Origin of the sequence: Dactylosporangium salmoneum (genome assembly GCF_039532525.1) — a bacterium.
GTDB lineage: Bacteria > Actinomycetota > Actinomycetes > Mycobacteriales > Micromonosporaceae > Dactylosporangium > Dactylosporangium salmoneum.
In genome coordinates this window covers 45,331-69,716 of sequence record NZ_BAAARV010000039.1, presented here as the reverse complement: position 1 = coordinate 69,716, position 24,386 = coordinate 45,331, and the positions used below count along the sequence as shown (strand labels likewise).

The window sequence follows — 24,386 nt, the reverse complement described above, 5'->3', positions numbered from 1 at the left end:
ACGGCGGCCTGGCGGCCTGCGGCACGGCGGCCTGGCGGCCTGCGGCACGGCGGCCTGGCGGCCCGGCCCCCTCGGGACCGGGCGGCGGGCCACGAAACCCTCGCGGTCCCGCCCCTCGATCGAGTTCCGCCCAGCCGATGCGACCGCTCCGCCCGGCCCGGGGTCAGCGAATGTCGGACGGCAGCAGCGACCAGCTCTCGAGGTCGACCCGCCCGCTGGCGAGCGAGCCGGCGTTGCGCAGGAGCCCCTCGTACGTGAACCCGGCCTTCTCGGCCACCCGCCGCGAGGCCACATTGCCGGGCGCGACCCGCAGCTCGATGCGCTGGAACCGGTGCTCCAACAGCAGCGACAGCGCCAGCACGTCGATCGCCTCGGGCGCCACCCCGTAGCCGCGGGCGTCCGCCGCCACTGCGCACGTCACCTCGGTCGACCGGGTCAGCCAGTCGGTGTTCTTTGTCCACAGGCACCCGACGAGCCGCTCGTCCTCGCGCCGCACGATGCCGTAATGGTCACCGGCCCCGCTGTCGCGCCGCTCGACGGCGAGCTCGGTGCACCACGCGTACCCGTCGAACTCGTCCACATCGTCCTGCGCCACCGGCAGCCACCGGCGCACGAGACGGTCGGCGAAGATCTCGGCCACCCGCTTGTCGTCGTCCGCGCACAGCGGCCGCACCGTCAGGCGCGGCGTCTCCACCATCAGCGAGGGAAACCGGCGCAGCGCCACCGACCAGGTCGACACTAGACCGCCTCGCTCGAACCACCGGCCGGCGGCGCCGAGCCGGCACCCTCCCCGGCCGACGAGGCCCCCGCAGCCGCGGCGGCGTCCCCGGCCCGCTGCCCCGGCGGCGTGGAGGCAGCCCGGGGCTCGGACAGATCGGACGATGACCCAGAAACGCGCGAAGAAGGCACGGATCCGGACACTACCGAACCCGACCCCTCAGAACCCGCCCCCGACACGGGTGAGACTGGAATGGACGCGGTTCCCACAGCCGGCCCGAAGGGTGACCCGCCGGTGACCGGCGCGCTCGACACGGGCACCCCCGACACCGACCCGGCGGCCCCGGACCCCGCGAACACCGGCCCGCTCGTCACCGGGGCGCTCGCCACCACGGACCCCGCCCCGCCGCCCGGAGCCGGCGCGCTCGACACGGGCGCGGTCGACACCGGCGAACTCGATCCGGCGCCGCCCGGCGACGGCAGGTTCGAGGACGGAGGCGCGGAGACCGGTGGCGCGGACACGGGCGCCTGCTCGGCGAGCCCGGCGGCCGGCATAGAAATCGGCAGGGAGGGCGCGGAGTACGAGTCCGCGGGGTAGGAATCCGCGGCGTACGAGTCGGCCGGGTATGAGTCGGCGGCCGCATACGAGTCGCCGGCGTAGGAGCCGGCCTCGGCCTCCGACGCCGCGAGCTCGGACTCCACGGCCGACATCGCCGTGACGCCGATGGGCGCGGCCGACACCGGGGCGGTGGCCCTGGGCATGGGGGCGGACGACACCGGCACCGCGGACGACGTCGCCGGATTGACGGCCCCGCCCGGGCGCTCGTCGCTCACCGGCGGAGTGGAGACGGGCTGGGCGGCGGACACTGACTGGCTCGTGGACTGCCCCGGCACGGACCCCGGCGCGATCGGTACGGACGTCGGCACAACCCCAGACGATGGCAGGCCGGCGGCGTCCGCGGGACCATTCGGGTCGGAAGGCACCCCAACGCTCGCCCCACCCGTCGCGCCAGGCGGCGTGGCACCGGCGGCCCCGCCGGTGTCGCCCGGCAGCACCGTCGTGGCCTGGTCAACTGCGTCGTCGTCCGAGCCGCCCTGACCGCTCTCGTGGCCCGCCCAGGGCCCGGCGATCACCAGGCCGGCCGCCGGCAACCCACCCCCGGACCGCGGGCGCTCGTCCCCCGAGTCGCTCACGTAGGACAGGTCCGAATCGCCGGAATCACCGACGGCGGAGGAGGCCTGACCCCCCGAGGCCACCGCGGCGGCGGCCGAAGGCGCCGAGCCGGACGACCCAGCAGCGGACGGCCCGGGAACGGACGCCTCCGCATCCGGCGTCCCGGCGGCCGGAACGCCACCGCCATCACCGGCTGCGGGGGCCTGCGAGTCCGTGGCACCCGACGCCGCAGAGCCAGCACCCGACGCCGCAGAGCCAGCACCCGACGCCGCGGAGCTGGCACCGGCCGACGCCGAGTCTGCCGTCCACGGCGTGGGCATGGCCGCGCCCAGCGCCGGTCCGAACGGCGACGACGCCCCCGGCGAGGTCGGCGCGTTGGCCGGCTTCCCTGCGTCCTCGACGGGCCGCGCGTAGGGCGAGGCCGGCACGGACGAGGTCCCCACCGCGCTCGCGGCCACCGGCGGCAGCGACAGGGTGGGCGAGGGCGTGCCGTCCGCCGCACCCGACGCGATCGACCCCGGCCCGCCCGGGCTGGCCAGGATCGAGCCGGGAATGGCGGCCCCCTGCACCCGCGGGGCCGGGGCGTCCGCCGCCGTGTAGTCGGCCGTGTAGCTGGGCGTGCCCGCGGCGGCCGCCACGCCGGTGACCGGCGCCGTCGGGAAGGTCATGATCGGCACGGAGGGCCGGCCGTAGGGGCTGGTGGAGGGGGTGCTCCACTGGCCGGGCGTCGGCGCCGCCGTGGCCCCCGCCGCCGCCACGAAGCGGGCGGCGATGGACGGTGTGCCGGCCCAGTGCAGCCCCAGGTAGGAGGCGTGCACCCCGCGCTGCACGAAGCCCTCGGCGGGGCCGCCGGCCCAGGTCCAGGCGGCCTGCAGGCCGGCCCGCGGCGTGATGCTGGTGCGGTGCATCTTGTGGCCGATGACCTGCGCGCCGACCGGCAGCAGGACGGAGGACGAGCGGGCGGTCGCCTCGCGATAGCCCAGCACCACGAGGTCGGTCTCGCGGGCCGAGGCGTCCACGACCCCGCACATGGGCCGGCCGTTGTAGTCGCGGCAGAGCCACACGAGGCCGGTGCCCTCCGCGGCGATCGGCTTGCCGGCGGCGGCGTGGGCGGCGACGGCGGAGCGGAGCCGGCCGTTGAAGGTGAGCTCCTCGGCGTACGACTCCGGAAGCGCCGCCCCGATGACCAGGCCGTCCACGTTGGGCGGGAGGGTCTCGTCGCGCAGCGGGTCGAACGGGACGACCTCGGCGCCGGCCGCGGCCAGCAGCTCGGCGGTCTCGGGGTAGGCGAAGGAGACGCCGATGATCGGCCGGCGGCCGATGCGCGTGGCGGCGAGCGTGGACATGCCCGGGTCGCCGGCCGCCGCGATCTCGGCCTCGGCGTCCCACGCGTCGGAGGTCAGCCGGGGCGCGGAGCGGGCCAGCGCCATGGTCCGGTCGATGTCGACGGCGGCGGCGATGACCTCGCCCAGGCGGCGCACGGCCCGCACGGCGTCGATGTTGTGGTGCACGACCGGGGCGACGCCGTGCTGGCGGGACGGCAGCGGCGCCCCCGACTCGCCGGCGTCGCTGAGGGCGTGGCGGCGCAGGGCGCCGAGGACCGGCACCCCGATGTCGTCGAGGGCCTCGCGCAGCAGCTGCTCGTGCCGGCTGGAAGCGACCCGGTTGAGGATCACGCCGCCGAGCCAGAGCAGCTCGTCGTAGGCGCGGAAGCCGTGCACGAGCGCGGCGACGGACTGCCCCATCGCGCCGACGTCGACGACCAGGATGACCGGTGCGCGCAGCAGGCCGGAGATCTGCGCGGTGGACTCGCTGTCGGTGCGCCCGGCCAGCCCGTCGAAGAGCCCCATGGTGCCCTCGACGACGGCGATGTCCAGCGAGGCGGCGCCGTGGGCGAACAACGGGCCCATCCGCTTGGCCCCGACCATGCGCGGGTCCAGGTTGCGCCCGGGCCGCCCGGCGGCCAGCCCCAGGTAGGCGGCGTCGACGTGGTCCGGCCCGATCTTGAAACCGGCGGCCCGATAGCCCCGGGCGGACAGCGCCGCGAGCAGTCCGACCGAGATGGCCGTCTTGCCGTGGCCCGACGACGGTGCGCTGATCACCAGCCGCGGGATCGTGCTCATGTGGTCCTCCGGCGCTCGGGCAGACGTGTGTCCCGGACGATACCGAACGGGCGCCACCCCGACTGCCCGGAAGAGGACGGGATACCGTGCAGGTTGTGTACCGGTTTCTCGCGACGCCCCGGTGGCTCGGCTACGCCGCGCTGACGGTGGCCGCGGCGACCGTCATGGTGCTGCTCGGCCTGTGGCAGCTCGACCGCTACCACCAGCGGGCGGAGATCAACGCCCGGATCGACGCCGGCACGTCGGCCACGCCCGTGGCGCTGACCGGCGTGGTCGGCGCGCCCTCCGGCGGCCCGGGGACGGTCGGGCCGGCGCCGGCGGAGCACGCCCAGTGGACCCGGGTGACGGTCACCGGCACCTACGACCCGGCCCACGAGATCCTGGTCCGCGGCCGGACCGTCGAGGGCGCGGTCGGCTTCGAGGTGCTGACCCCGCTGGTGCTCGGCGACGGCAAGGCGGTGCTGGTCGACCGGGGCTGGGTGCGCCCGGCCTCGTCCGGCGCGCTCACCGCGCCCCAGGTGCCCGCGGCCCCCAGCGGCAGCGTGACGGTGTCCGGCCGGCTGCAGCCGCCGGAGAGCCGGGGCGGGCGCCCGCAGGAGGTCGCCGGCCACGCGGAGATCCGCCGGATCACGCCCGCGGTGATCGCCCCGACGCTGCCCTACGCGCTCTTCGACGCCTACGTCAGCGCCGACGCGCCCACCGCCGGCCTGACCATGGTGCCCGCCGAGAAGCAGAACGCCCTGCAGAACGCCGGCTACGTCCTGCAGTGGTGGCTCTTCGCGGCGATGACCGTCTACGGCTTCGGCTACCTGGCCCGCCGCGAGGCGCGCGGCCCGCGCCCGGACAACCTCCTGGACGAGGAGCCCGACGAGGTGGACGCCGCTCACGGCGTGCCCCGGTGAATCGCGCGGACCGCGTCGATGGTGTCCGCCTCGTCCGGGCGCTTGTCCTCGCGGTACCGCAAAACCCGCGCGAACCGCAGCGCCACCCCACCCGGATAGCGCGGTGACGTCTGCACCCCGTCGAAGGCGATCTCCACCACCAGCTCCGGCCGCACCCGCACCACCCACTCGGACTCCTCGACGGCGAGGGCGCGCAGCCGCTCGGTCTGCCACCGCAGCATCTCGTCGGTCATCCCCTTGAACGTCTTGCCCAGCATCACGAACCCGCCGGTCGCGGGGTCCCGCGCGCCCAGGTGCAGGTTGGACAGCCATCCCCGGCGCCGCCCGTGCCCCCACTCGACGGCCAGGACCACCAGGTCGAGCGTGTGCCGCGGCTTGACCTTGACCCAGGCGGCGCCGCGCCGGCCCACGTCGTACGCCGCCCCGACCGACTTGATCACCAGCCCCTCGTGCCCGTCGGCGACGGCCCGCGCGAAGGCCGCCTCGGCCTCCTCCGCCGAGCCGACCATGGTGCGCCCGACCCGCAGCCGCTCCGGGACCACCCGCTCCAGCGCCGCCCACCGCTGCCCGGCCGGCTCGTCGAGCAGGTCGACCCCGTCGAGGTGCAGGATGTCGAAGAAGAAGGGGTGCAGGATCGACACCCCGTCGCGCCGGGCGGCGCGGCTGGAGGTCTCCTGGAAGGGAATGGCCCGGCCGCTGCCGGGGTCGACGCCGACCGCCTCGCCGTCGAGCACGACCGAGGTCACGTCCAGCGCGGCCACCGCGGCGACCACGCCCGGCACCCGCGCGGTCAGGTCGTCCAGGCTGCGGCTGAAGACCGAGATGGCGGAGCCGTCCCGGTGCACCTGGATGCGCACCCCGTCGATCTTGATGTCGGCCGCGGCCGGCACGCCCGTGCCCGAGAGCGCCTCGGTGGCGTTGGGCGCGCTCGAGGCGAGCATCGGGGCGAGCGGCCGGCCGACGGTGAGCCGATAGGCGTCCAGCGCCTCGGCCCCGCCCAGCAGCGCGTCGGCCGCGACCGCCTTGAGGTCGCCGGCCAGGAGCAGGGCCCGGCGCACCGCGGCGGAGGAGAGCCCGGCGGCCCGGGCGAGGGCGTCGGCGAGCAGGCCGGCCTGCGCACCCTGGCGCAGCTCGCCGCTGAGCAGCCCGACCAGCAGCCGGCGCTCGGCGTCGGTGGCCGCGCCGAACAGGGTGGCGACCTGCTCGCGGCGGGCGGCCTGGGAGCCCTTGCCGGACAGCTGTGACATCCGCTCGAAGGCAAGGTCGACGTCGGCGACGCTCAGCGAGGCCTCGGCGGCCGGGGCCGGCAGGTCGCGCAGGCTCGCGTAGCCCACCCCCGTCTGGCGCTGGCGCAGCTCGCCGGCCAGGTAACCGGCGCCGGCGGCGACGGTGCGCTGGTCGCCCGACTCGGCCAGCCCCCGCAGCGCGGCGGCCAACAGGTCGATCTTGGCATTGCGCGCCGAAGTCGCGGCCACCGCTCGGGAAACCCCTGCCAACTCCTCGAATCGCATACCCGGGATTCTCCCCCTGGGGTACGACAAAATCAGGGACACAAGATCCAGGAATCGGAAATAAGGTATAAGTCCGATAAGTCGTGGCGCGCCAGCGCCCGACTTATCGAAAAAGCCCTCAGACGTAGGCCCGCGTGTAGGCCTGGCGGATCGCGTCCAGCACCCACCCCATCCGGTGCACCGCCGTGTCCGGGTGCTCCCCGAACTCGTGGGCCACCAGCGCCGCACACCCGCGCGGCCCGTGCCGCCGCACGCTCAGCATGACCGCCCGGCGGACCCGCTCCGCGTCGAGGGCCTCCGACAACTGCACGTCCGACACGAAGAGCGCCTCGGCGCGGACGTGTTCGAGAAGCTGTGGCGTCATGTCTTGCTCCCTTCGCCTCAACCAAGGACACGCTCCCGGCAGTGCACCGCCGTGTCATTCGGGTTGCAGACGGGGTGGCATCGGCCGCGCGACTGTGACGGGGAACAACCTCGGCAGAACTGTGGCCCATCCGACTGGACGACCAATTCCGAGCACTGATGACGGAGAATGGCTATGTGATCACAGTCCGTGAGCAGAGGCCCTTCTGGGCGGCCTTTCTCGTGCTCGGGACGCTGACCGCCGCGGCATTCGTCGCGCTGCGCACGCTCGGCATGGGCGCGCACCTGGCCGGCGTCCTGTACGCCGGGCTGTCCACGGCCACCGCGCTCGCCGTGCCGGCCGCGGTGTGGCGCTACCGCCCGGACGGCCGCACCGGCTGGCTGCTGCTCGGCGCCGGCCAGCTCGTCCCGCCCGGCGAGGTCGCGTTCCCGGGCGCCGCCGACGCCCTCCACCTGGCGCAGTACCCCCTCGTCGCGGCCGCGCTGGTGAGCTTCGTGCGGCGCCGCACGCCCGGCCGGCACATCCCGTCGCTGCTGGACGCCGGCATCCTGGCCATCGCCGCCGGCCTGCTGTCCTGGGTGTACCTCACGCCGGCGGACCGGCTGGTGACCGTCGCGTACCCGGTCGGCGACCTGCTCGTGCTGGCCATCGGCCTGCGGATGCTGCTCGGCGGCGGCGCCCGCACGCCCAGCTGCCTCATGCTGCTGGGCAGCCTGGTCGCCATGCTCGCGGGCGACGCCGCGTTCACGATCCTGGGCGGCGCGGCGAACGGCTGGGACGGCTTCCTGTGGCTGCTGGCCTACGCACTGCTCGGCGGCTCGGCCCTGCACCCCTCCATGCGGCGCATCGACGACCCGGCGCCGGTGCGGGCGGTCCCCTCCACGCCCGCGCGCGTGGTGGCCCTGGCCGCCGCGTCGTTACTTGCCCCGGTGGTACTGCTGGTGCAGTACACACGCGGCACCACGCGCGACGTCCCGGTCATCGCCGTCGCGTGCGCCCTGCTGTTCCTGCTCGTCCTCGGGCGGATGGCCGGCCTGGTCGCCGAGCAGCACCGGCTGGCCGTGACCGACGTGCTGACCGGCCTGCACACCAGGCGGGCATTCGAGGAGCGCCTCCGCGCCGTGCGAAGGGGCCGTCCGCTCGGGCTGATCCTGGTGGACATCGACCACTTCAAGCGCGTGAACGACTCCTTCGGCCACCCGGCCGGGGACCGGGTACTGCGCGAGGTCGCGGACCGGCTGCGCGCGGCGGCCGGGCCCGGCGTGACCCTGGCCCGCTACGGCGGCGAGGAGTTCGCGCTGCTCGTCCCGGACGCCGACGCGGAGCGCACGGCGCAGGTCGCGGACCGGCTGCGCGCGGCCGTGGGCGGCGGGCCGATCGAGCTGGGCACGGGCGTACACCGCGCCGTTTCGGTCTCGGCCGGCACCGCAGTGCTCCCCGCCGACGCCGCGGACCCCGGCGAGCTCGTGCACCTGGCCGACCGGGCGCTCTACGCGGCCAAGCGGGCCGGCCGCGACCGGGTCGTGACGGCCGGCCAGTGCGCGAAGGTCACCCGCGTGCCGGCCGAGCCCGAAGACTGGCCCACCCCTCTACCGCGCCCACGCCGCACCGAACTCGAGGCCGCCTGACCCAGAAGGACGCCACACCCAGCTCAAGGCCGCCCGACCCAGGAAGACGCCACTCCGAACTCATCGCGCCCGCGCCGCGCCCAGCTCGAGGCGGCCGGACAGCAGCGGCTCGAGGGCGTCGGGCGGCACCGGACGGGAGAACAGATAGCCCTGGGCGTGCTCGCAGCCCAGCGCCCGCAGCGTCGCCGCCTGCTCCTCGGTCTCCACGCCCTCGGCCACGGTCTGCAGCGACAACCCGCCGGCCAGCTGCAGGATCGCCCGCATGAGCGTGGTGTCGACCGAGGTGGCGATGAAGGTACGGTCGATCTTCAGCACGTCGACCGGCAGGTGGACGAGGTAGGCCAGGGACGAGTACCCGGTGCCGAAGTCGTCGATGGCCACGCGCACGCCGTCCGCCCGCAGCACGTCGAGCCGGGCCGTGGACTCGGTGTCGGCGACCAGCGCGCTCTCGGTCACCTCCAGCACGAGCGCGGTGGGCGGCAGCCCGCCCGCGGCCAGCGCGGCCCGCACCCGCTCGACGAAGTCCGGCTCGCGCAGCTGGTGGGCGGCGACGTTCACGGTGACGCTGATGCCGGAGCGCTCGTGCCACTCCCGCGCCTGCGCGCACGCCTGGGCCAGCACCCACCAGCCCAGGGGGACGATCAGCCCGATGGCCTCGGCGACCGGCACGAACACGCCCGGTGGGATCGCCTCGCCGCCCGGCGGGTGCCAGCGCAGCAGGGCCTCGACCGCGGTGACCCGCCCGTCGCTCAGCCGCACGACCGGCTGGTAGTGCAGCTCGAACTCGCCCTCGCGCAGCGCCCGGCGAAGCCCCGCGGCCAGCTCCCGGTGCCGGTCGGCGGCGGTACGCAGGCCGGTTTCGAACCGCACGGTCCGGTCCTTGCCGCCGTCCTTGGCCGCCTCCAGGGCCAGGTCGGCGTCGCGCAGGATCTCCTCCGAGGTGCGCTGCCCGTCGGCCACGACCACGCCGGCGCTGCCGGTCAGGTGCACGGTCCGCCCGGCCAGGGGGAACGCGGCCCGCAGCGCGGCCAGCGCCCGCTCGGCCGCGTCGGACGGCGCCGGCCCGCGCCACACAGCCGCGAACTCGTCGTCGCCCGGCCGCGCGAGCACGTCGGCGTCCGGCAGGGCCGCCCGCAGCCGCTGCGCCACCTGCACCAGCAGCGCGTCCCCGGCCTGGTGCCCCAGCTCGTCGTTGATCTCCTTGAAGCCGTCGAGGTCGAGCAGCACCACGCTCAGCCCCGGCCCGATGTCGTGCAGCAGGGCGGTGAGCATGGCCCGGCTGGCCAGCCCGGTGACCGGGTCGCGGGTGGCCCGGTCGCGCAGGGCCTGCTCCAATCCGCGGCGGCGGGCCGAGGACCGCTCGAGCGAGCGCGTCAGGCGCCGGGCGCGGTGGCGGACGAGCAGGACGGCGACGCACGCCGCGGCCAGGGCCGTCGCGCCGGCCAGGAGGGACGAGAACTGCCTCGCCATCGACGGTACGGCGGCCAGAAACGCCGCCCCGGCCACCCACACGGCGGCGAACAGCGCCCCCTCGCGACCCGCCCCGGGCCGCCGCGGACGAGGGCTCGGCTTGCGACGCACATGTGCATGCTATCGGCCGAATATCCGATTTTTCCGACTTGCCAGATAACACGCGGCACGATCGCCCCGCCGGTCCACCCCGTTGACGCGACGTACAGCGTACGTCTAACGTGGATGACGTACACCGTACGTTCTATCCGCTCCGCCTCGGGAGGGCTTCAAGATGGCCGGAGAACGTCAACAGGAAGGCCTGCTCCACCGCCTGACACACCGCATCCCGGGCGTCCCGGGACACACCGACCACCCGCCCGGCCACCACGGCCGCGCGTTGCAGCACCGCTCACCGCGGCCGAAGAGCCCGAAGCCACGGCCGAAGAACCCGAACCACGGCGCCGCACGGCCGCCCCGGGTGCTCGTGGCCTGGCAGCGCCGGATCGCCGCCCTCTTCGGCCGACAGTTGCCGTGACGGCCACGGCCGGACCGCACGACGAGCCGGCGAGACCGCCCCGGAATCCCGCGTTCCAGGCCCGGGCAGCCCTGCACTGGCGCGGCCGCCTCGTGGAACTGGTCCTGCCCGCACTGCTGCCGCCGCGCCGAACAGAGCGAATCACCGAGCAGCGGTCACGATCCACACATGGCGGAATGTCCGAAAATATCGGATAAATCCGAAAGTCCATAAACGCCGAGAAGACGCGCATGGCGCCGCAGCCCGAGGGCCACGGCGCCATGCGCGCTGTTCAAGAGGTGGCGATCAGTTCCGCCATTCGAAGCCGGACTCCACGACGACCTTGTCCGCGGTGGCGGCGATCCGGTCGGCGAAGCGGTTGGCGTGGTGGCCGCAGAACGACAGCTCGCCGGCGTTGGTGAAGGTCGCCGTCAGCTTCGCCGCGGCGCCGCAACTGTCGCAACGCTCGCTCGCAAGCTCGGGGACGACGTGAACGGCCGGGCGCGAGATCAGCATCGGGGTCATTTCAGTCTCCTCGAAATGTCGAACCGGCGGGCTGCTGGTTGAAATGTGGCATTTCTGGGTCTTGCGCCTTACCGGACCAACATTACGTTCGCCGGATTTGAGCGCCTAGTTCGTAAGCGTTGGCGTTTGGTCACCGGTCGGTTGCCTGAACCGACCGTTCGTCTGATGCATCACGGGGGAAGACCACATACCCGACCGGCAACGTTTTGACACCAAGCGCCTGGCCAGGTCACCCGCCGCGGGGATGCGTGCGATCGGTCCACAGTGGACGAACCCGGACACCCCAACGGCAACTTTCGGCGAACCGGGGGTGTACCCCGGGCTGGCGAATCTTGTGGAGGTCCGGATGACGCAGCCGGATCGCAGCACCCGCTCCACAGGATTGCGCCAGCCACGGAAGGGCTTTGAATAGATGATTCGCCGCAACGCCCGCACCTTGATGCCGATCGCCGCGCTCGCCCTCGGTGCCGGACTCGGTACCGCCGTCTACTGCGGCCCCGCCGCCGCTGCGGAGACGACCGACGTCGTGCGCTCGGGCGCCGCGGACGACACCTACAGCTCCAGCTCCCGCCCGTCGTACAACTTCGGCTCCTCCAGCACCCTCGTCGCGGGCCGCCAGGGCGCGGACACGATGATCGGCTTCCTGAAGTTCACCGTGGCCGCACCGGGCGCCGGCGGCACCGTCAAGGGCGCCAAGGTCACGCTGACCCGGGCGTCGGGCAACCTGCCCGGCTCGATCGTGCTGCGCAAGGTGGCCGGCACCGCGTGGACCGAGAAGACGCTGAACGCCAAGAACGACCCGGCCCTCGGCGCCGCGATCGGCACCGCCAAGCCGGCCGCCACCGCCGCGACGGTCTCCTTCGACGTGAGCTCCGTGGTCAAGGGCCCCGGGACGTACAGCTTCGCCGTGACCTCGGCCGTGGCCAACACCCCGGCCCGGTTCCGCTCCTCCGAGGCGACCACCGGCCAGCCCGCGCTCGACGTCACGGTGACCCGCAAGGTCGTCACCCAGCCGACCGAGAGCGCCCCGGCGACGAGCCCGGCCACGCCTTCGCCCAGCCCGGCCACGCCTTCGCCCAGCCCGACCACGCCTTCGCAGAGCCCGACCACGCCGGCCACCACGAACCCCGGCGAGTGCGCGGTGGGCGCCAAGCTCGTCCCGACCTGCGGCGTGCTGTGGGGCGCGGCGGCCGGCGGCTTCTCCGACGTGCCGCGCGACGAGGCCCTGAAGACCTTCGAGGCGAAGACGGGCCGGACATCGACGATCTATCACACGTACCACAAGGGCGACGAACTGTTCCCCACCAAGGCCGAGATCGCCATGACCAACGACCCGGCACACCCGCGCACGCTGATGCTGAACTGGAAGGTCGGCTACGGCACCACGTGGGCCAACGTGGCCAAGGGCGACCAGGACGCGCGCATCGACCGGCTGGCCACCTACATCAAGGCCAACTTCGCCACCAAGCAGTTCTTCATGGTGCTGCACCACGAGCCGGAGAACGACGTCAACCCGAAGGACGGCTCGGGCCAGACGGCCAAGGACTTCGCCGCCATGTTCCGCCACACCGCGCTGCGCCTGAAGGCCGACGGGGTCACCAACGCCGTGTTCGTGGTCGCGTACATGAACTACGAGAAGTGGAACAGCGCGTCGTGGTGGTACGACATGTACCCGGGCGACGACGTCGTGGACTGGATCGGCGTGGACACCTACAACAACGCGCAGCCGGGCGGCTTCCACTACGGCGACTTCAACTACATGATGAACCGCACGAGCGCCGGCTTCCCGGGCTTCTACAACTGGGCCACGACCAAGCACCAGGGCAAGCCGGTCATGGTCGCCGAGTGGGGCGTGTACGACTCGTCCGCCACGGTCGTGGGCAAGAACAAGGCCGCCGTCTACGCCACCGTCCTGCCCCAGCTGGCCAAGATGCCCCAGATCAAGGGCCTGGTGTACTTCGAGACCGCGAAGGACCAGAGCGGTCACGACATCCGCATGGACGACACCCCGGAGGCGCTTGCCGCCTTCCAGCAGATCGCCGCCGACCCGCGTTTCAACGTCAAGCTCTGATTCCCGGTTCCCCCCGGTGAGTGAAGGCCGCCCGGACCACGCGTCCGGGCGGCCTTCGCCATTCCCGAAGCCGCCTCCGAAGCCGCCTCCGAAGCCGCCACTGAAGCCGCCACTGAAGCCGCCACTGAAGCCGCCTCCGAAGCCGCCACTGAAGCCGCCTCCGAAGCCGCCTCCGAAGCCGCCACTGAAGCCGCCTCCGAAGCCGCCACTGAAGCCGCCTCCGAAGCCGCCACTGAAGCCGCCTCTCAAGCCGCCCGGAAAACCTTTCTGCAACCGGCGGCAACAGCGGTCCCGAGCGTGGCCCAGGCACGGGACAACCGCCCTGCTACCTGCGGAGTCCCGCGGCAACCACCCGGGGCCCGCAATCTTGTCGCAGCAAGGAAATGCCACACCGAACCACGGCAAATCAAATGACGCAACGATATGCCGGCTCACCGTAAAGGGACGCAGACATAATGACGAAGAACACCGCCCGTCGCGCCATTACCGGAATCGTCTTCGGCGGCGCCGCCGCAGCCCTGACCGCGGTCTCCTTCGGCGCCTCCGCCTACGCCGCCCCGGCCGAGGGCACCGTGCAGGGCACCGACGCCGCCGGCGCGCTCAAGGACCAGTACATCGTGGTCATGAAGGACGGCTCGACGACGACCTCGGACACGCTCGCCGGCAAGGTCGGCGGCAAGGTCGAGGACCGGTTCGACAGCGCGCTGCGCGGTTTCTCCGGTCGCATGAGCGCCATCGCGGCCCGCCGCCTGGCCGCCGACCCCGACGTCGCCTACGTCGAGCAGGACCGCAAGGTCTCCATCGAGGCCACCGAGACCGGTGCCACCTGGGGCCTGGACCGCATCGACCAGCAGGCCCTGCCGCTCGACGGGTCCTACACGTACGGCCCGGCCAGCAACGTCACCGCGTACATCATCGACACCGGCATCCGCCTGACGCACAGCGAGTTCGCCGGCCGCGCCCGCTCCGGCTACGACTTCGTGGACAAGGACGCGGACGCGAGCGACTGCCAGGGCCACGGCACGCACGTCGCCGGCACCGTCGGCGGCAAGACCTACGGCGTGGCCAAGGACGTCAAGCTGGTGGCGGTCCGCGTGCTGGACTGCTCCGGCAACGGCTCCTACTCGCAGATCATCGCCGGCGTCGACTGGGTCACCAAGAACGCCGTCAAGCCCGCGGTGGCGAACATGAGCCTCGGCGGCTCGGCCGGCACCACCCTGGACAACGCGGTCAAGCGCTCCATCGCGGCCGGCATCACCTACGCGGTGGCCGGCGGCAACGACTCCGCCAACGCGTGCAGCAAGTCCCCGGCCCGCGTGCCGGAGGCGATCACCGTCGGCGCCACCGACAACACCGACGCCCGCGCGAGCTTCTCCAACTTCGGCAACTGCCTGGACATCTTCGCGCCGGGCGTAAACATCACGTCCAGCTCGAACAGCTCCAACACGGGCACCCAGCGGATGAGCGGCACCTCGATGGCCACCCCGCACGTGACCGGCGCCGCGGCGCTCTACCTCGGCTCGCACCCCGCCGCCACCCCGGCGGAGGTCCGCGACGCGCTGGTCAGCGGCGCGATCAGCGGCGCGGTGAAGGGCGCGGGCAGCGGCTCGCCGAACAAGCTGCTGTACACCGGCACGCTGACCGAGACGACCCCGGACACCCCCACGACGCCGACCACGCCCACGACGCCGACCACGCCGACCACGCCGACGACCCCGACCACGCCGGCCGCCTGCGCCCCCGCCGTGAGCACCGCCTCGGTCGCCATCCCGGACCCGGGCACCGCCTCCAGCAAGGTCGTCATCGCCAACTGCGCCGGCAACGGGGCCAAGAACGCCACGGTGAAGGTGTCGATCAAGCACGCCGACCGCGGTGACCTGCGCATCGACCTGATCGCCCCGGACGGCACCGACTACAAGCTCAAGAGCTCGACGTCGGGCGACGACAACGCCTTCACGACCGCCACCTACACGGTCGACCTGTCCGGCAAGGCCCGCAACGGCACCTGGACCCTGCAGGTCAAGGACGTGTTCAGGGGCGACGCCGGCAGGCTGACCGGCTGGACGCTCACCGTCTGACCCACCGCAACCACGAAGGCCCTCACCGCCCCCCGGTGAGGGCCTTCGTCGTGGCCGAGCAGAGATCTTTAATCCTGAAAATCCCCCACAATTAGGGCGTATCAGCCGTACCGTCAGGGACAAATCATGGTCACGATGGCAAGGGGGACCACCATGAGCACCGCCAGAGAGTCGATCGAGGTGGCCGTACCGGTGGCGGTCGCCTACGAGCAGCTCGCCCACTTCGAGAACTACCCCCAGTTCATGTCCGGCGTCATGAGCATGGCCCCGATCGACGCCTCGACCGCGCACATGGTGCTCGACATCGAGGGGACCCGGGCCGAGTTCGACGCGCGGATCACCGAGGCCCGCCCCGGCGAGTTCCTGTGCTGGGAGGCGATGGACGGGCCGCAGGTGATCGAGGCGCTGCGGCTGGAGCCGATGGCCGACGACATGACCCGGATCATCGCGGAGCTGCAGATCGACGCCCGCGAGCTCATGCCGGCCGAGGAGCACGCGGCGGAGGTGCTCAACCGGCGACTCAAGGCCGACCTGAAGGGCTTCAAGCGGTTCTGCGAGGAGACCGCCAAGGCCGCGAAGGCGTCCACGACGGCCGAGACCAAGGAGATCAAGAGCTCGCCGCGGCCCAGCCCGGCCACCGTCGCGCGGGGCATCGCGCGGGGCATCGCCTCGGCCTCGGGGCTCACCCACCACGCCACCAACGAGCGCCCGGTCCAGTCCGCCTCCACCGGAGGCAACCTGGGCCCGATGCAGCACGCCGGCGACCGGGGCACCCGGGTCCGCCAGCAGCACGACATCTAGGCCAGCGGGCCCAGAGGGCGCCGGCCCATCGGTCGGCGCCCTTTTGCTATCCCCCGGCAATCTTCCTAAAAGCCGCATATCCTGAAGATCTAGGGTGAGAGGAGCGAGCGGAGCGATGACCGCGATCCTGGTCGCCGACGACGACATGGACATCAGGGACCTCGTAGCCTTCAAGCTGGAGCAGGCGGGGTACGACGTGGTGGCCGTCGACAACGGCCTCGCCGCACTCACCGCGGCCACCGAAAACCCGCCCGACCTGGTGGTCCTCGACGTCATGATGCCCGGCATGTCCGGCATCGACGTGTGCCGCCAGCTGCGCCAGGAGCAGTCCACCAAGGGGCTGCCGATCATCCTGCTCACCGCCCGCGCCCAGGAGGGCGACGTCGAGGTCGGCTTCGGCGCCGGCGCCGACGACTACATCGTCAAACCCTTCAGCCCGCGGGAGTTGGTGAGCCGGGTCGAGGCGGTCCTGGCCCGCATGCGCACGTGACGCTCGCCGGCGCCGCTCTGGTGGCGCTGTTCGTCATGCTCGTCGCCGCGCTCGTCCTGGGCGGCCTCATCATCGGGGGCCGCACGGTGCGCCGCGCCCGCGAGGCCAAGCGGGCCAGGCTGGCCCGGCCCGCCCGGCAGCTCCTGCTGGCCATCGCGGCCGGCGACGACGACCCCGCCCAGGTCGAGGAGCTCGTGCGGCTGCCCGAGGAGGTCTGGCTCGCGGTGGAGCCCAACGCCATCGCGCTGCTGGGCAAGGTCCGCGGCGAGGCACACGCCCTGCTCGTCGACGTCTTCGAGCGCCGCGGCGCCGCCTGGCGGGCCCGCAGCCAGCTCAGGCGGCGCGACCCGGTGGCCCGCGCGATGGCCGCCGAGGTGCTGGGCAACCTCGGCCGCAAGGACGCGCTGCTGCCCCTGTGCGACCTGCTCGCCGACCCCGACGCGGACGTGCGCGTGGTCGCCGCCCGCTCGCTCGGCCGCATCGGCGACGCCGGCGCGACCCAGCCGCTGCTGGCCACGCTGCCCAGCCGCCGGCCGGTCCCGGCCCACGTGGTGGCGACCGCGCTGACCCGGCTCGGCACCAAGGCCCAGGGCGCGCTGACCGCCTCGCTGGACGACCCGCGGGCGCCGGTGCGGGCCACGGCGGCCGAGGTGCTCGGCCTCATCGGCGCGGTCGGCGCGACGGTGCGGGTGGAGAGCGCCCTGCGCGCCGATCCTTCCCTCGAGGTGCGGATCAGCGCGGCGCGTTCCCTCGGCCGGCTGGGCACCCGCACGGCGATGGCGCCCCTGCTCGACGCTTTGGACGAGGACAAGCCGGCGGTACTGCGAGCAGAGGCCGCCAAGGCGCTGGGCGAGCTGGGCGCGGTGAGCGCCGCGCCGGTTCTCACCGAGCTGCTGGCCGACCCGGACTACGCCGTCGCCCACAACGCCGCGCGGTCCCTGCTCCGGCTGGGAAGCGCCGGCCGGGCCGCGCTGGTGGCCGCCGAGCACCGCGCGCACGTGCGCCCCCGGCACAGCGCCGAGCCCGACGAGGGGCCCGACCCGGACGTGCTGCTGGGCGCGGCGCACGCCCGCGAGGCGCTGGCCGCCGCCGAGCTGGACGACCACCGCAAGCAGACGGTGCCATGATCGCCGACTGGGTGCGCGACGTGCTGCACGCGACGGACATCTTCATCCTCACGTACTTCCTCGTCATCAACAGCAGCTATCTGGTGCTCATCGTGCTGGCCGGCGCCGAGTTCGTGCACCATCTGCGCCGGGTCCCCTTCGCCGGGCACGAGGAGACGTACCGCAGCCCGCTCACCGAGCCCATCTCGGTGCTCGTCCCCGCGCACAACGAGTCGGCCGGCATCGTGCAGTCGGTGCAGGCGATGCTGGCCCTGCGGTACCCCGTCTTCGAGGTCATCGTCATCGACGACGGCTCCAGCGACGACACGTTCGCGCGGCTCGAGGAGGAGTTCGGCCTGGTCGAGGTGCCGCGCGTGGTCCCCGACGCGACCCCGACCCGGGGCGGCATCATCTCCATCCACGTGCCAAGGGACCGCCCCGACCCGCTCGTCGTGGTGCGCAAGGAGAACGGCGGCAAGACCGACGCGCTCAACACGGGCATCAACGTGGCCCAGTACCCGCTGGTGTGCATGGTCGACGCGGACTCGATCCTCGACCCGCAGGCCCTGCTGTCGGTGGCCAAGCCGTTCTCGGACGACCCGGTGCGCACCGTCGCCTCCGGCGGGGTCATCCGCGTCGCCAACGGCTGCACCGTCGTGGCCGGGCGCATCGTGGACGTACGGATGCCGAAAAAATGGCTCCCCCGGGTGCAGGTCGTGGAATATCTGCGGGCCTTCCTGCTCGGGCGGACCGGCTGGTCGCGGGTGGGCGGCCTGCTCATCATCTCCGGCGCGTTCGGCATCTTCCGCAAGCAGCTGCTCATCGAGGTGGGCGGCCTGGCACACGACTGCATCGGCGAAGACGCCGAGCTCGTGGTGCGGCTGCACAAGCACCTGCGCCGGCAGAAGCGCGACTACCGCATCGTGTTCGTGGCCGAGCCGGTCTCGTGGAGCGAGGCCCCGAGCACACTGAAGGTGCTGGGCAAGCAGCGCCGCCGCTGGCACCGCGGGATCACCGAGATCCTCAGCAAGCACCGCTCGATGATCCTCAATCCGCGGTACGGTCGCATCGGCATGGTCGCGATGCCCTACTACGTGCTGTTCGAGCTGCTGGCCCCGGTCATCGAGCTGGCCGGCGTGATCCTCGTGCCGCTCGGCCTCTACGTCGGCGCCGTCGACGCCAAGTTCGCCGTGGTCTTCATCTCGGTCGCCTACGGCTACGCGCTGCTGCTCAACCTCATCGCGCTCACCGTCGAGGAGTACTCGTTCCACCGCTACCACCGGTGGACGGACCTGGTCGCCTCGGTGCTCGCCTCGATCGCGGAGAATGTGGGCTACCGGCAGCTGACCGCGCTGTGGCGGACCATGGGCATGTGGTCGGCCATCCGCGGCGGCAAGCACGTGTGGGGCGACATGACGCGGACCGGCTTCCAGACCGTACAGACGCAGCCCTTCGAAAAGGCTTCTGAGGCGCCGGCGGAACCGGCTACAGCCAGAGAGGGCGCTCGCGCGGAATCCGGATCGTGAACGTGGTGCCGTGCCCGAGCAGGCTGTCCACGGAGATCTCCCCGCCGTGCCCCTCGACGATCGTCTTGGTGATCGCCAGGCCCAGCCCGGCCCCCTGCACCGCCTCGCGGACCGCGAAGGTGCCCCGCCAGAAGCGGGTGAACAGCTTCTTCTGCTCGTCGGGGTCGATGCCGACGCCGTTGTCGCGGACCTTGATCTCCACGTGCTCGCCGTCGACCCGCGCGATGAGCTCGACCACCCCGCCGTCCGGGGTGAAGTTGACGCCGTTGATGAGCAGGTTGCACAGCGCCCGCTGCAGCTGGTCGGGGTCGGCCTCAACCCGCCCGAGCTGGTCCTCCCCCGTCAGCACCAGCCGGTGCCCGCGCCGCTTGGCCCGCGGCTCGACGGCGGCGTGCGCGACCACGAGCACCTCGTGCAGCTCGGTCGGGCGCAGCTCCAGGTCGAAGACACCGGCCTCCACCTTGGAGATGGTGAGCATGTCCTCGATCAGGGCGCGCAGCCGATCAGAGTTGCGCCCGATGACGCCGAGCATGCGGCTCTGGGCCGGGGTGAGCGGGCCGGCGTCGCCGGAGGTGAGCACCTCCAGGTGGCCGATGACGTTGGTCAGCGGCGTACGGAACTCGTGCGACACCGTCGCCACGAAGTCGCTCTTGGCCAGGTCCAGCTCGCGCAGCCGGGACACCGCCTCGCGCTCGTGCTCGTAGGCGTGGCGCAGCGCGTCCTCGGTCCGCTTGCGGTCGGTGATGTCGTGCACGAAGGCGTTGAACGTCCAGCCCATCATCGGGTCCTGCACGGCCCACACGGCGAGCTCGATCGGGAACTCGTAGCCGTTGGCGTGCCAGGCGGTGATCTCGAAGCGGTTGTCGAGGACCCGCCGCTCCCCCGTCGTCAGGAAGCGGCCCACGCCGAGATGGTGGGCGTCGCGGTACTGCGGGGGAATGATCGTGTCGGCCAGCCGGCGCCCGATGGCCTCCTCCTTGGACAGCCCGAACACCTTCTCCGCAGCCGCGTTCCAGGCGGTGATCATCCCGCCCTCGTCCATGGCCACGAACGCCTCGACGCAGCTGTCGAGCACCCGCTGCAGCCGCTGCGAGCCGAAGAGCAGCGCCTGCCGCGCGGCCATCCGGTCGGCGACCCGGCCGAGCTGGATGCCCACGTCGGACATGATCTCCAGCAGCCCCGGATCGGGCTCGGCCGGCTCGCGGGTGAAGAACTCGAGCACCGCGGCGACCACCCCGCGCGCGGTGATGGGAAAGGCGATCGCGGCGCCGACGCCCGCGATGTCGGGCCGCACGAACGCCGCCTCCTCGGCCACGTCGGCGATCCACTGCGGACGGCCGGTCTTGGCGGCCCGGCCGACGATCCCGCCGCCGAGGGGGAAGTGCACGTCCTCGCTGGCCTTGCGCAGCTCGGCGAACTCCCCCGGCACCTCCTCGTGCCACACGTCGGTGGAGACGAAGACCCGGCGGTCGCGCTCGTCGGGCAGGCACAGGTGGCCCACCGGCCAGCCGGTCGCCTTGCACACCGCATTGATCACCGGCAGGCCGGCGTCCCGGATGTCGTCGGCTTCGTTCGCGATCCGCGTCGCCTCCTGCAGCAGGGAGACGAGGACGAGTTCGCGATCCTTCGGCACACCTTGATCCTAAAGGTCTGGCCCGCCACGATTCGCCGGTTTCTGGCGAACCACGACGGGCCAGGAAGGCCTTGTCCTCAGGCGGCTACGGACTCCTCCTCGAGCGCCGTGGCGATCTCCCGGACGTACCGGTAGTGGCCGACCTCGCCGGAGCGCACCGCGTCGCTCGCCGCGGCCAGGCGCACGCCCTGCTCGGCGCACGCCAGGGCCAGGCGCAGCCCCGGCAGCCGGTGCCGCTCGCTGATCTCGACCACGGTGCCGTTGGCCCGGCAGGCCTCGACCAGCTCGGCGACGGCGCTGTCCGGCACCGCCTGCTCCTCGATGCCCGCGCGGATCAGGAAGTCCAGCGGCCGGGCGAGGCGGGTCGGCGCGTAGCGGGACACCCGCTCGACGGCCAGCCCGGTCACGGTGACCACCTGGTCGATGACGTCGAGGGCGCGCATCGCGCCGGCGTCGATCTGGGCCCGCACGGCGTCGGGGGTGAGCAGCCCCGCGGGCAGCGGCAGCCGGTTGAGCCCGACCGAGATCACCTCGAGGCCGCCGAGGTCGGCCGGGAAGGCGAGCCAGCCGTCGATGCCGATCGCCTCCACCTCGACCCCGCGGCGCAGGACGACGTCGGTGCGCTGCTGCGCCCGCTGGATCGAGGAGAGGTACGGCGGAAGCCAGCTCGTGTCCGGTCCGACCCGGTCGGCGAAGGTGAGCTCCGCGAGTCCGGCCTGCTCGGCGGCGGCGACGAGCACACTGACGCTGTCACGACCGGACGAGAACGCGGTGTGGACGTGACCGTCGGCGGAAAGGTCGATCATCAGGCTCTCATTTCGTGGGCGGGGTGGGCGGGACGCCTATCAGATTGGGCAGGCTGGGTCGCGGTGGCCGTTCCCGGCCGGGTGCGGCTCGGTTCAGCGTTGGCCATACGTGCCACTTGCCCGAAATGCCGAGTGCTGACGCACCACGACATTTCGGGCTTATGCCCTGCCGGGGTATAAATCCGATAAGTCGTGGTGCGCCAGCGCCCGACGTATCGGTCCAGCGGCCCACGCCCCATTTGTCGCGCCGGCTACTCCGCGCGATCCATGACCGGGCGGCGGTAGCGGTACCCGAACCCGCGCACCGACTCGATGGGCGAGGCGTCGGGATCGGTCCAGCCGAGCTTGCGCCGCAGCCGCAGCACCGCGAACTTCACCCGCTCCGGCCCGATCCCGGTCGGGTCGTCCCACGCCTGGGCCAGCAGCTGGTTGGGCGAGAGCACCGCGCCCGCGTGCCGGACCAGGACGTTGAGGAGCCGGAACTCGGTCGGCGTCAGCCGCACCTCGTCGCCAGCCACGAACGTGCGGCGGGCCGCCGGGTCGATGCGCAGGACGCCGTCGTCGTACACCTCGTCGGCCCATGACGCCGGGCCCGCGCTGCGGCGCAGCAGGGCCTCCACCCGGGCCACCAGCTCGGCGTTGGTGAAGGGCTTGGTGAGGTAGTCGTCGGCGCCGCCGCGCAGGCCGCGGACCTTGTCCGACTCCTGGCCGTGCGCGGTGAGCAGGAGCACCGGCACGTCGCTGACGTCGCGCAGGCGCTCCAGGACCTGCCAGCCGTCCATGCCGGGCAGGCCGATGTCGAGGATCACCAGCTCCGGGCGCTCCGTGTAGGCGTCGCGCAGGCCGGTGCGGCCGTCCTTGGCGTGCGCGACCTGATGTCCGGCGCGCGTGAGGAGCAGGCGCAGCGCCATGGCGATATCCGGATCGTCCTCGACGACGAGAAGTCGGCTCACGATCATCCCCCATTTCGTGCCGGTCGCGTGGGCAACGACAGCGTGACCGTCGTGCCGACCCCTTCAGTGCTGGCGACGCTGATGCTGCCGCCGTGTAACTCGACGATGGCCCGGCTGACGACCAGCCCGAGTCCGGTGCCGGGCATGACCTGCCGCCCGACGGCCGCGGTCACGTTGGAACCGCGGAAGAACGCGCTGAACAGCCGCGGCAGGTCGGCGGCGGGAATCCCGACGCCGGAGTCCGCCACGGACACGCTCCAACCCTCGCCGTCGGCGCGGTCGTCGAGGCCCGGCCAGGCCTTGACGGTCACCCGGCCGCCGCTGGGCGTGAACTTCACGGCGTTGCTGACGAGGTTGTCCACCACCTGGTGCACCCGGGTGTCGTCGCAGACGAGGTCCGGGCCCTCCGCGCAGTCCAGGAGCAGCTCGATGCCGGCCGCCCGGGCCGCGGGCGTACGCTCGGCCACCGCGACGCCGAGCAGCTCCGGCAGCCGGGTCGGGATCGGCTTGAGCTGCAGCGTGCGGGCCTCCAGGCGGGACAGCAGCAGCAGGTCCTCGATGAGGCGCAGCAGGCGGTTCGCGTTGCGGTCGATGACGGAGAGGTACGTCCGCTGGTCCTCGGAAAGGTCCCCGCTCGTGCTGTCGCCGAGCAGGTGCGAGAACGCCACCACGGAGGAGAGCGGGCCGCGCAGCTCGTGGGAGACGCTGGCGACGAACTCGTTGTTCATCGCGCTCGCCTCGACCAGGGCCTGGTTGCGCTCCTCGAGGCCGCGGCTGCGCTCCTCCAGCCCGCGGCGCACCGCGACCCGGGCGGTGACGTCGCGCAGGTGGATGAGCGTGCCGCCGTCGGCCCGCCCGGCGCCCGGGCCGGTCACCGGCACCAGGTCCAGCTCGAGCACCCGGCCGTCCTCGAAGCCCAGCTCCTCGCCGACGACGGCCCGCCGGGCGCGGAAGCCGGACCGCAGGCGATCCACGCGGTACGCCTCCGCCCCCAGCCGCGCGATGGTGCGCTGGATGACCTCGGACCAGTTCAGCGGCTCGGGGTCGGGGTCGTGCTCCGGGCTGACGTCGAGCACGCCGGTGTCCAGCAGCCGGTGCGCGGCCCGGTTGGCCAGGCACACGCGCCCCTCCTCGTCGAGCATGAGCAGCCCGTCGTCCATCGTCTCCACGACCCGGGCGAGGCGCTGCTGCTCGATCCGCGCGGTCCGCTCGGCCTCTCGCTGGGCGGTCACGTCGTAGCCGAAGAAGACGACCGCGCCCACCTCGGGGTCGTCGACGAAGGTGCGCGCGCCGACCTCGATGGTTCTCCAGCGCCCGTTGATCGTGCAGACCCGCAGATCCTGGGCGGCGTCGGGGTGGCGGCCGGCGCAACAGGCCAGGAACAGGCCGACCGCCGCCGGCCGGTCGTCGGGGTGCACGATGTCGAGCAGGCGGAAGTCGGGCGGGCGGTGCCGGTCGTAGCCGAGCACGGTGGTGAACGCGTCGGAGACGGCGCTCCACCCGCGGCCGGGCTCGACCACGAGGATCATCGCGCGGGCGCCGGTGGTGATCGCCCAGGCCAGCCGCGAGCCGTGCACGGCCGGCGGAGGCACGGCCCGGCACGGCTGGGCCATCGCGCGGTCGGCGGCCGCGGCGATCTCGGCGGCCGCGGTGAGCAGCTCCGCCCGGGCGGGGGCGGCGCTGAACTCGACCCTCAGCTCCTGGCCCCACTGCGCGGGCCCGACCGGCAGCCGCTCGACGAGGTCCAGGACGCCGACGACCGGGTCGAGCGCGGGGACGATGGCGGCGGCGCGCACGCCGGAGAACCCGCGGAACTCGGCCACGAGCCGCTGCGCGTCCACCACCGTGGCCGCCCTCGCCGCACGCACCACCAGGTCGACCACGGCCCCTTCGATAAGGCCGGTGTCGACCAGACGGTCGGTCTCTCCACGCAAAGCACTCCTCGCCGACAGCGCATGCGACATCCGTCGCTTACTGTCGGTGCTCACATACTCTACGCAATGTAATGACAT

At 73.0% G+C, this 24,386-nt stretch carries 18 protein-coding genes; 8 read left to right on the top strand and 10 right to left on the bottom strand.

The genetic code is table 11. The features are described from left to right. Positions 1-163 precede the first annotated feature (163 nt). Both ABD352_RS25110 and ABD352_RS25105 read right to left on the bottom strand, forming a co-directional pair. On the bottom strand, positions 164-739 hold the full coding sequence (locus ABD352_RS25110) for a GNAT family N-acetyltransferase (RefSeq protein WP_344614924.1): 576 nt from the start codon (positions 737-739) through the stop codon (positions 164-166). Further along, complete coding sequence (locus ABD352_RS25105) at positions 739-4,014, bottom strand: cobyrinic acid a,c-diamide synthase CobB (protein WP_344614923.1); 3,276 nt, start codon at positions 4,012-4,014, stop codon at positions 739-741. The genes ABD352_RS25110 and ABD352_RS25105 overlap by 1 nt, the downstream gene beginning before the upstream one ends. Positions 4,015-4,109: 95 nt before the next feature. Between ABD352_RS25105 and ABD352_RS25100 the strand changes: the two genes are divergently transcribed. Next, entirely contained in the window at positions 4,110-4,916 is an 807-nt protein-coding gene (locus ABD352_RS25100; RefSeq protein ID WP_344614922.1) for an SURF1 family cytochrome oxidase biogenesis protein, read from the top strand. Here the strand turns inward: ABD352_RS25100 and ABD352_RS25095 are convergent. Both ABD352_RS25095 and ABD352_RS25090 read right to left on the bottom strand, forming a co-directional pair. Then, positions 4,898-6,427: an ATP-dependent DNA ligase gene (locus ABD352_RS25095; RefSeq protein WP_344614921.1), complete on the bottom strand. Its 1,530-nt coding sequence runs from the start codon at positions 6,425-6,427 to the stop codon at positions 4,898-4,900. The genes ABD352_RS25100 and ABD352_RS25095 overlap by 19 nt on opposite strands. A gap of 118 nt (positions 6,428-6,545) precedes the next feature. Further along, positions 6,546-6,791: a hypothetical protein gene (locus tag ABD352_RS25090; protein ID WP_344614920.1), complete on the bottom strand. Its 246-nt coding sequence runs from the start codon at positions 6,789-6,791 to the stop codon at positions 6,546-6,548. Between the two features lie 176 nt (positions 6,792-6,967). Between ABD352_RS25090 and ABD352_RS25085 the strand changes: the two genes are divergently transcribed. Next, positions 6,968-8,419, top strand: coding sequence for a GGDEF domain-containing protein (locus tag ABD352_RS25085; RefSeq protein ID WP_344614919.1), 1,452 nt, complete (start codon positions 6,968-6,970; stop codon positions 8,417-8,419). A 60-nt stretch (positions 8,420-8,479) separates the two neighbouring features. Here ABD352_RS25085 and ABD352_RS25080 read toward each other — a convergent pair whose 3' ends face one another. Both ABD352_RS25080 and ABD352_RS25075 read right to left on the bottom strand, forming a co-directional pair. After that, positions 8,480-10,000: a putative bifunctional diguanylate cyclase/phosphodiesterase gene (locus tag ABD352_RS25080; protein ID WP_344614918.1), complete on the bottom strand. Its 1,521-nt coding sequence runs from the start codon at positions 9,998-10,000 to the stop codon at positions 8,480-8,482. Between the two features lie 691 nt (positions 10,001-10,691). Beyond that, positions 10,692-10,910, bottom strand: a complete 219-nt coding sequence (locus ABD352_RS25075; protein WP_344614917.1) for a DUF7455 domain-containing protein — start codon at positions 10,908-10,910, stop codon at positions 10,692-10,694. Between the two features lie 412 nt (positions 10,911-11,322). Here ABD352_RS25075 and ABD352_RS25070 point away from each other — a divergent pair, with 412 nt between their 5' ends. The 6 genes from ABD352_RS25070 (at position 11,323) to ABD352_RS25045 (ending at position 18,982) form a co-directional block, all read left to right on the top strand. After that, a complete protein-coding gene (locus ABD352_RS25070) occupies positions 11,323-12,981 on the top strand; it encodes a CBM96 family carbohydrate-binding protein (protein ID WP_344614916.1) in 1,659 nt (552 codons plus the stop codon). Between the two features lie 455 nt (positions 12,982-13,436). Then, on the top strand, positions 13,437-15,059 hold the full coding sequence (locus tag ABD352_RS25065) for a S8 family peptidase (protein ID WP_344614915.1): 1,623 nt from the start codon (positions 13,437-13,439) through the stop codon (positions 15,057-15,059). A 153-nt stretch (positions 15,060-15,212) separates the two neighbouring features. Continuing rightward, positions 15,213-15,860, top strand: coding sequence for an SRPBCC family protein (locus tag ABD352_RS25060; protein WP_344614914.1), 648 nt, complete (start codon positions 15,213-15,215; stop codon positions 15,858-15,860). Positions 15,861-15,975: 115 nt separating this feature from the next. Continuing rightward, positions 15,976-16,350: a response regulator transcription factor gene (locus ABD352_RS25055; protein WP_344614913.1), complete on the top strand. Its 375-nt coding sequence runs from the start codon at positions 15,976-15,978 to the stop codon at positions 16,348-16,350. After that, complete coding sequence (locus ABD352_RS25050) at positions 16,347-17,477, top strand: HEAT repeat domain-containing protein (protein WP_344614912.1); 1,131 nt, start codon at positions 16,347-16,349, stop codon at positions 17,475-17,477. The genes ABD352_RS25055 and ABD352_RS25050 overlap by 4 nt, the downstream gene beginning before the upstream one ends. Continuing rightward, positions 17,474-18,982, top strand: coding sequence for a glycosyltransferase family 2 protein (locus tag ABD352_RS25045; RefSeq protein ID WP_344614911.1), 1,509 nt, complete (start codon positions 17,474-17,476; stop codon positions 18,980-18,982). The genes ABD352_RS25050 and ABD352_RS25045 overlap by 4 nt, the downstream gene beginning before the upstream one ends. Here the strand turns inward: ABD352_RS25045 and ABD352_RS25040 are convergent. From ABD352_RS25040 to ABD352_RS25025, 4 genes are all read right to left on the bottom strand, one after another. Beyond that, positions 18,942-20,615, bottom strand: coding sequence for an ATP-binding protein (locus ABD352_RS25040; protein ID WP_344614910.1), 1,674 nt, complete (start codon positions 20,613-20,615; stop codon positions 18,942-18,944). The genes ABD352_RS25045 and ABD352_RS25040 overlap by 41 nt on opposite strands. 77 nt (positions 20,616-20,692) lie before the next feature. Continuing rightward, a complete protein-coding gene (locus tag ABD352_RS25035; RefSeq protein ID WP_344614909.1) occupies positions 20,693-21,421 on the bottom strand; it encodes a hydrolase in 729 nt (242 codons plus the stop codon). 251 nt (positions 21,422-21,672) lie between these two features. Then, on the bottom strand, positions 21,673-22,380 hold the full coding sequence (locus ABD352_RS25030; protein ID WP_246655778.1) for a response regulator transcription factor: 708 nt from the start codon (positions 22,378-22,380) through the stop codon (positions 21,673-21,675). Then, on the bottom strand, positions 22,377-24,308 hold the full coding sequence (locus ABD352_RS25025; RefSeq protein WP_344614908.1) for a sensor histidine kinase: 1,932 nt from the start codon (positions 24,306-24,308) through the stop codon (positions 22,377-22,379). The genes ABD352_RS25030 and ABD352_RS25025 overlap by 4 nt, the downstream gene beginning before the upstream one ends. Positions 24,309-24,386 lie beyond the last annotated feature (78 nt).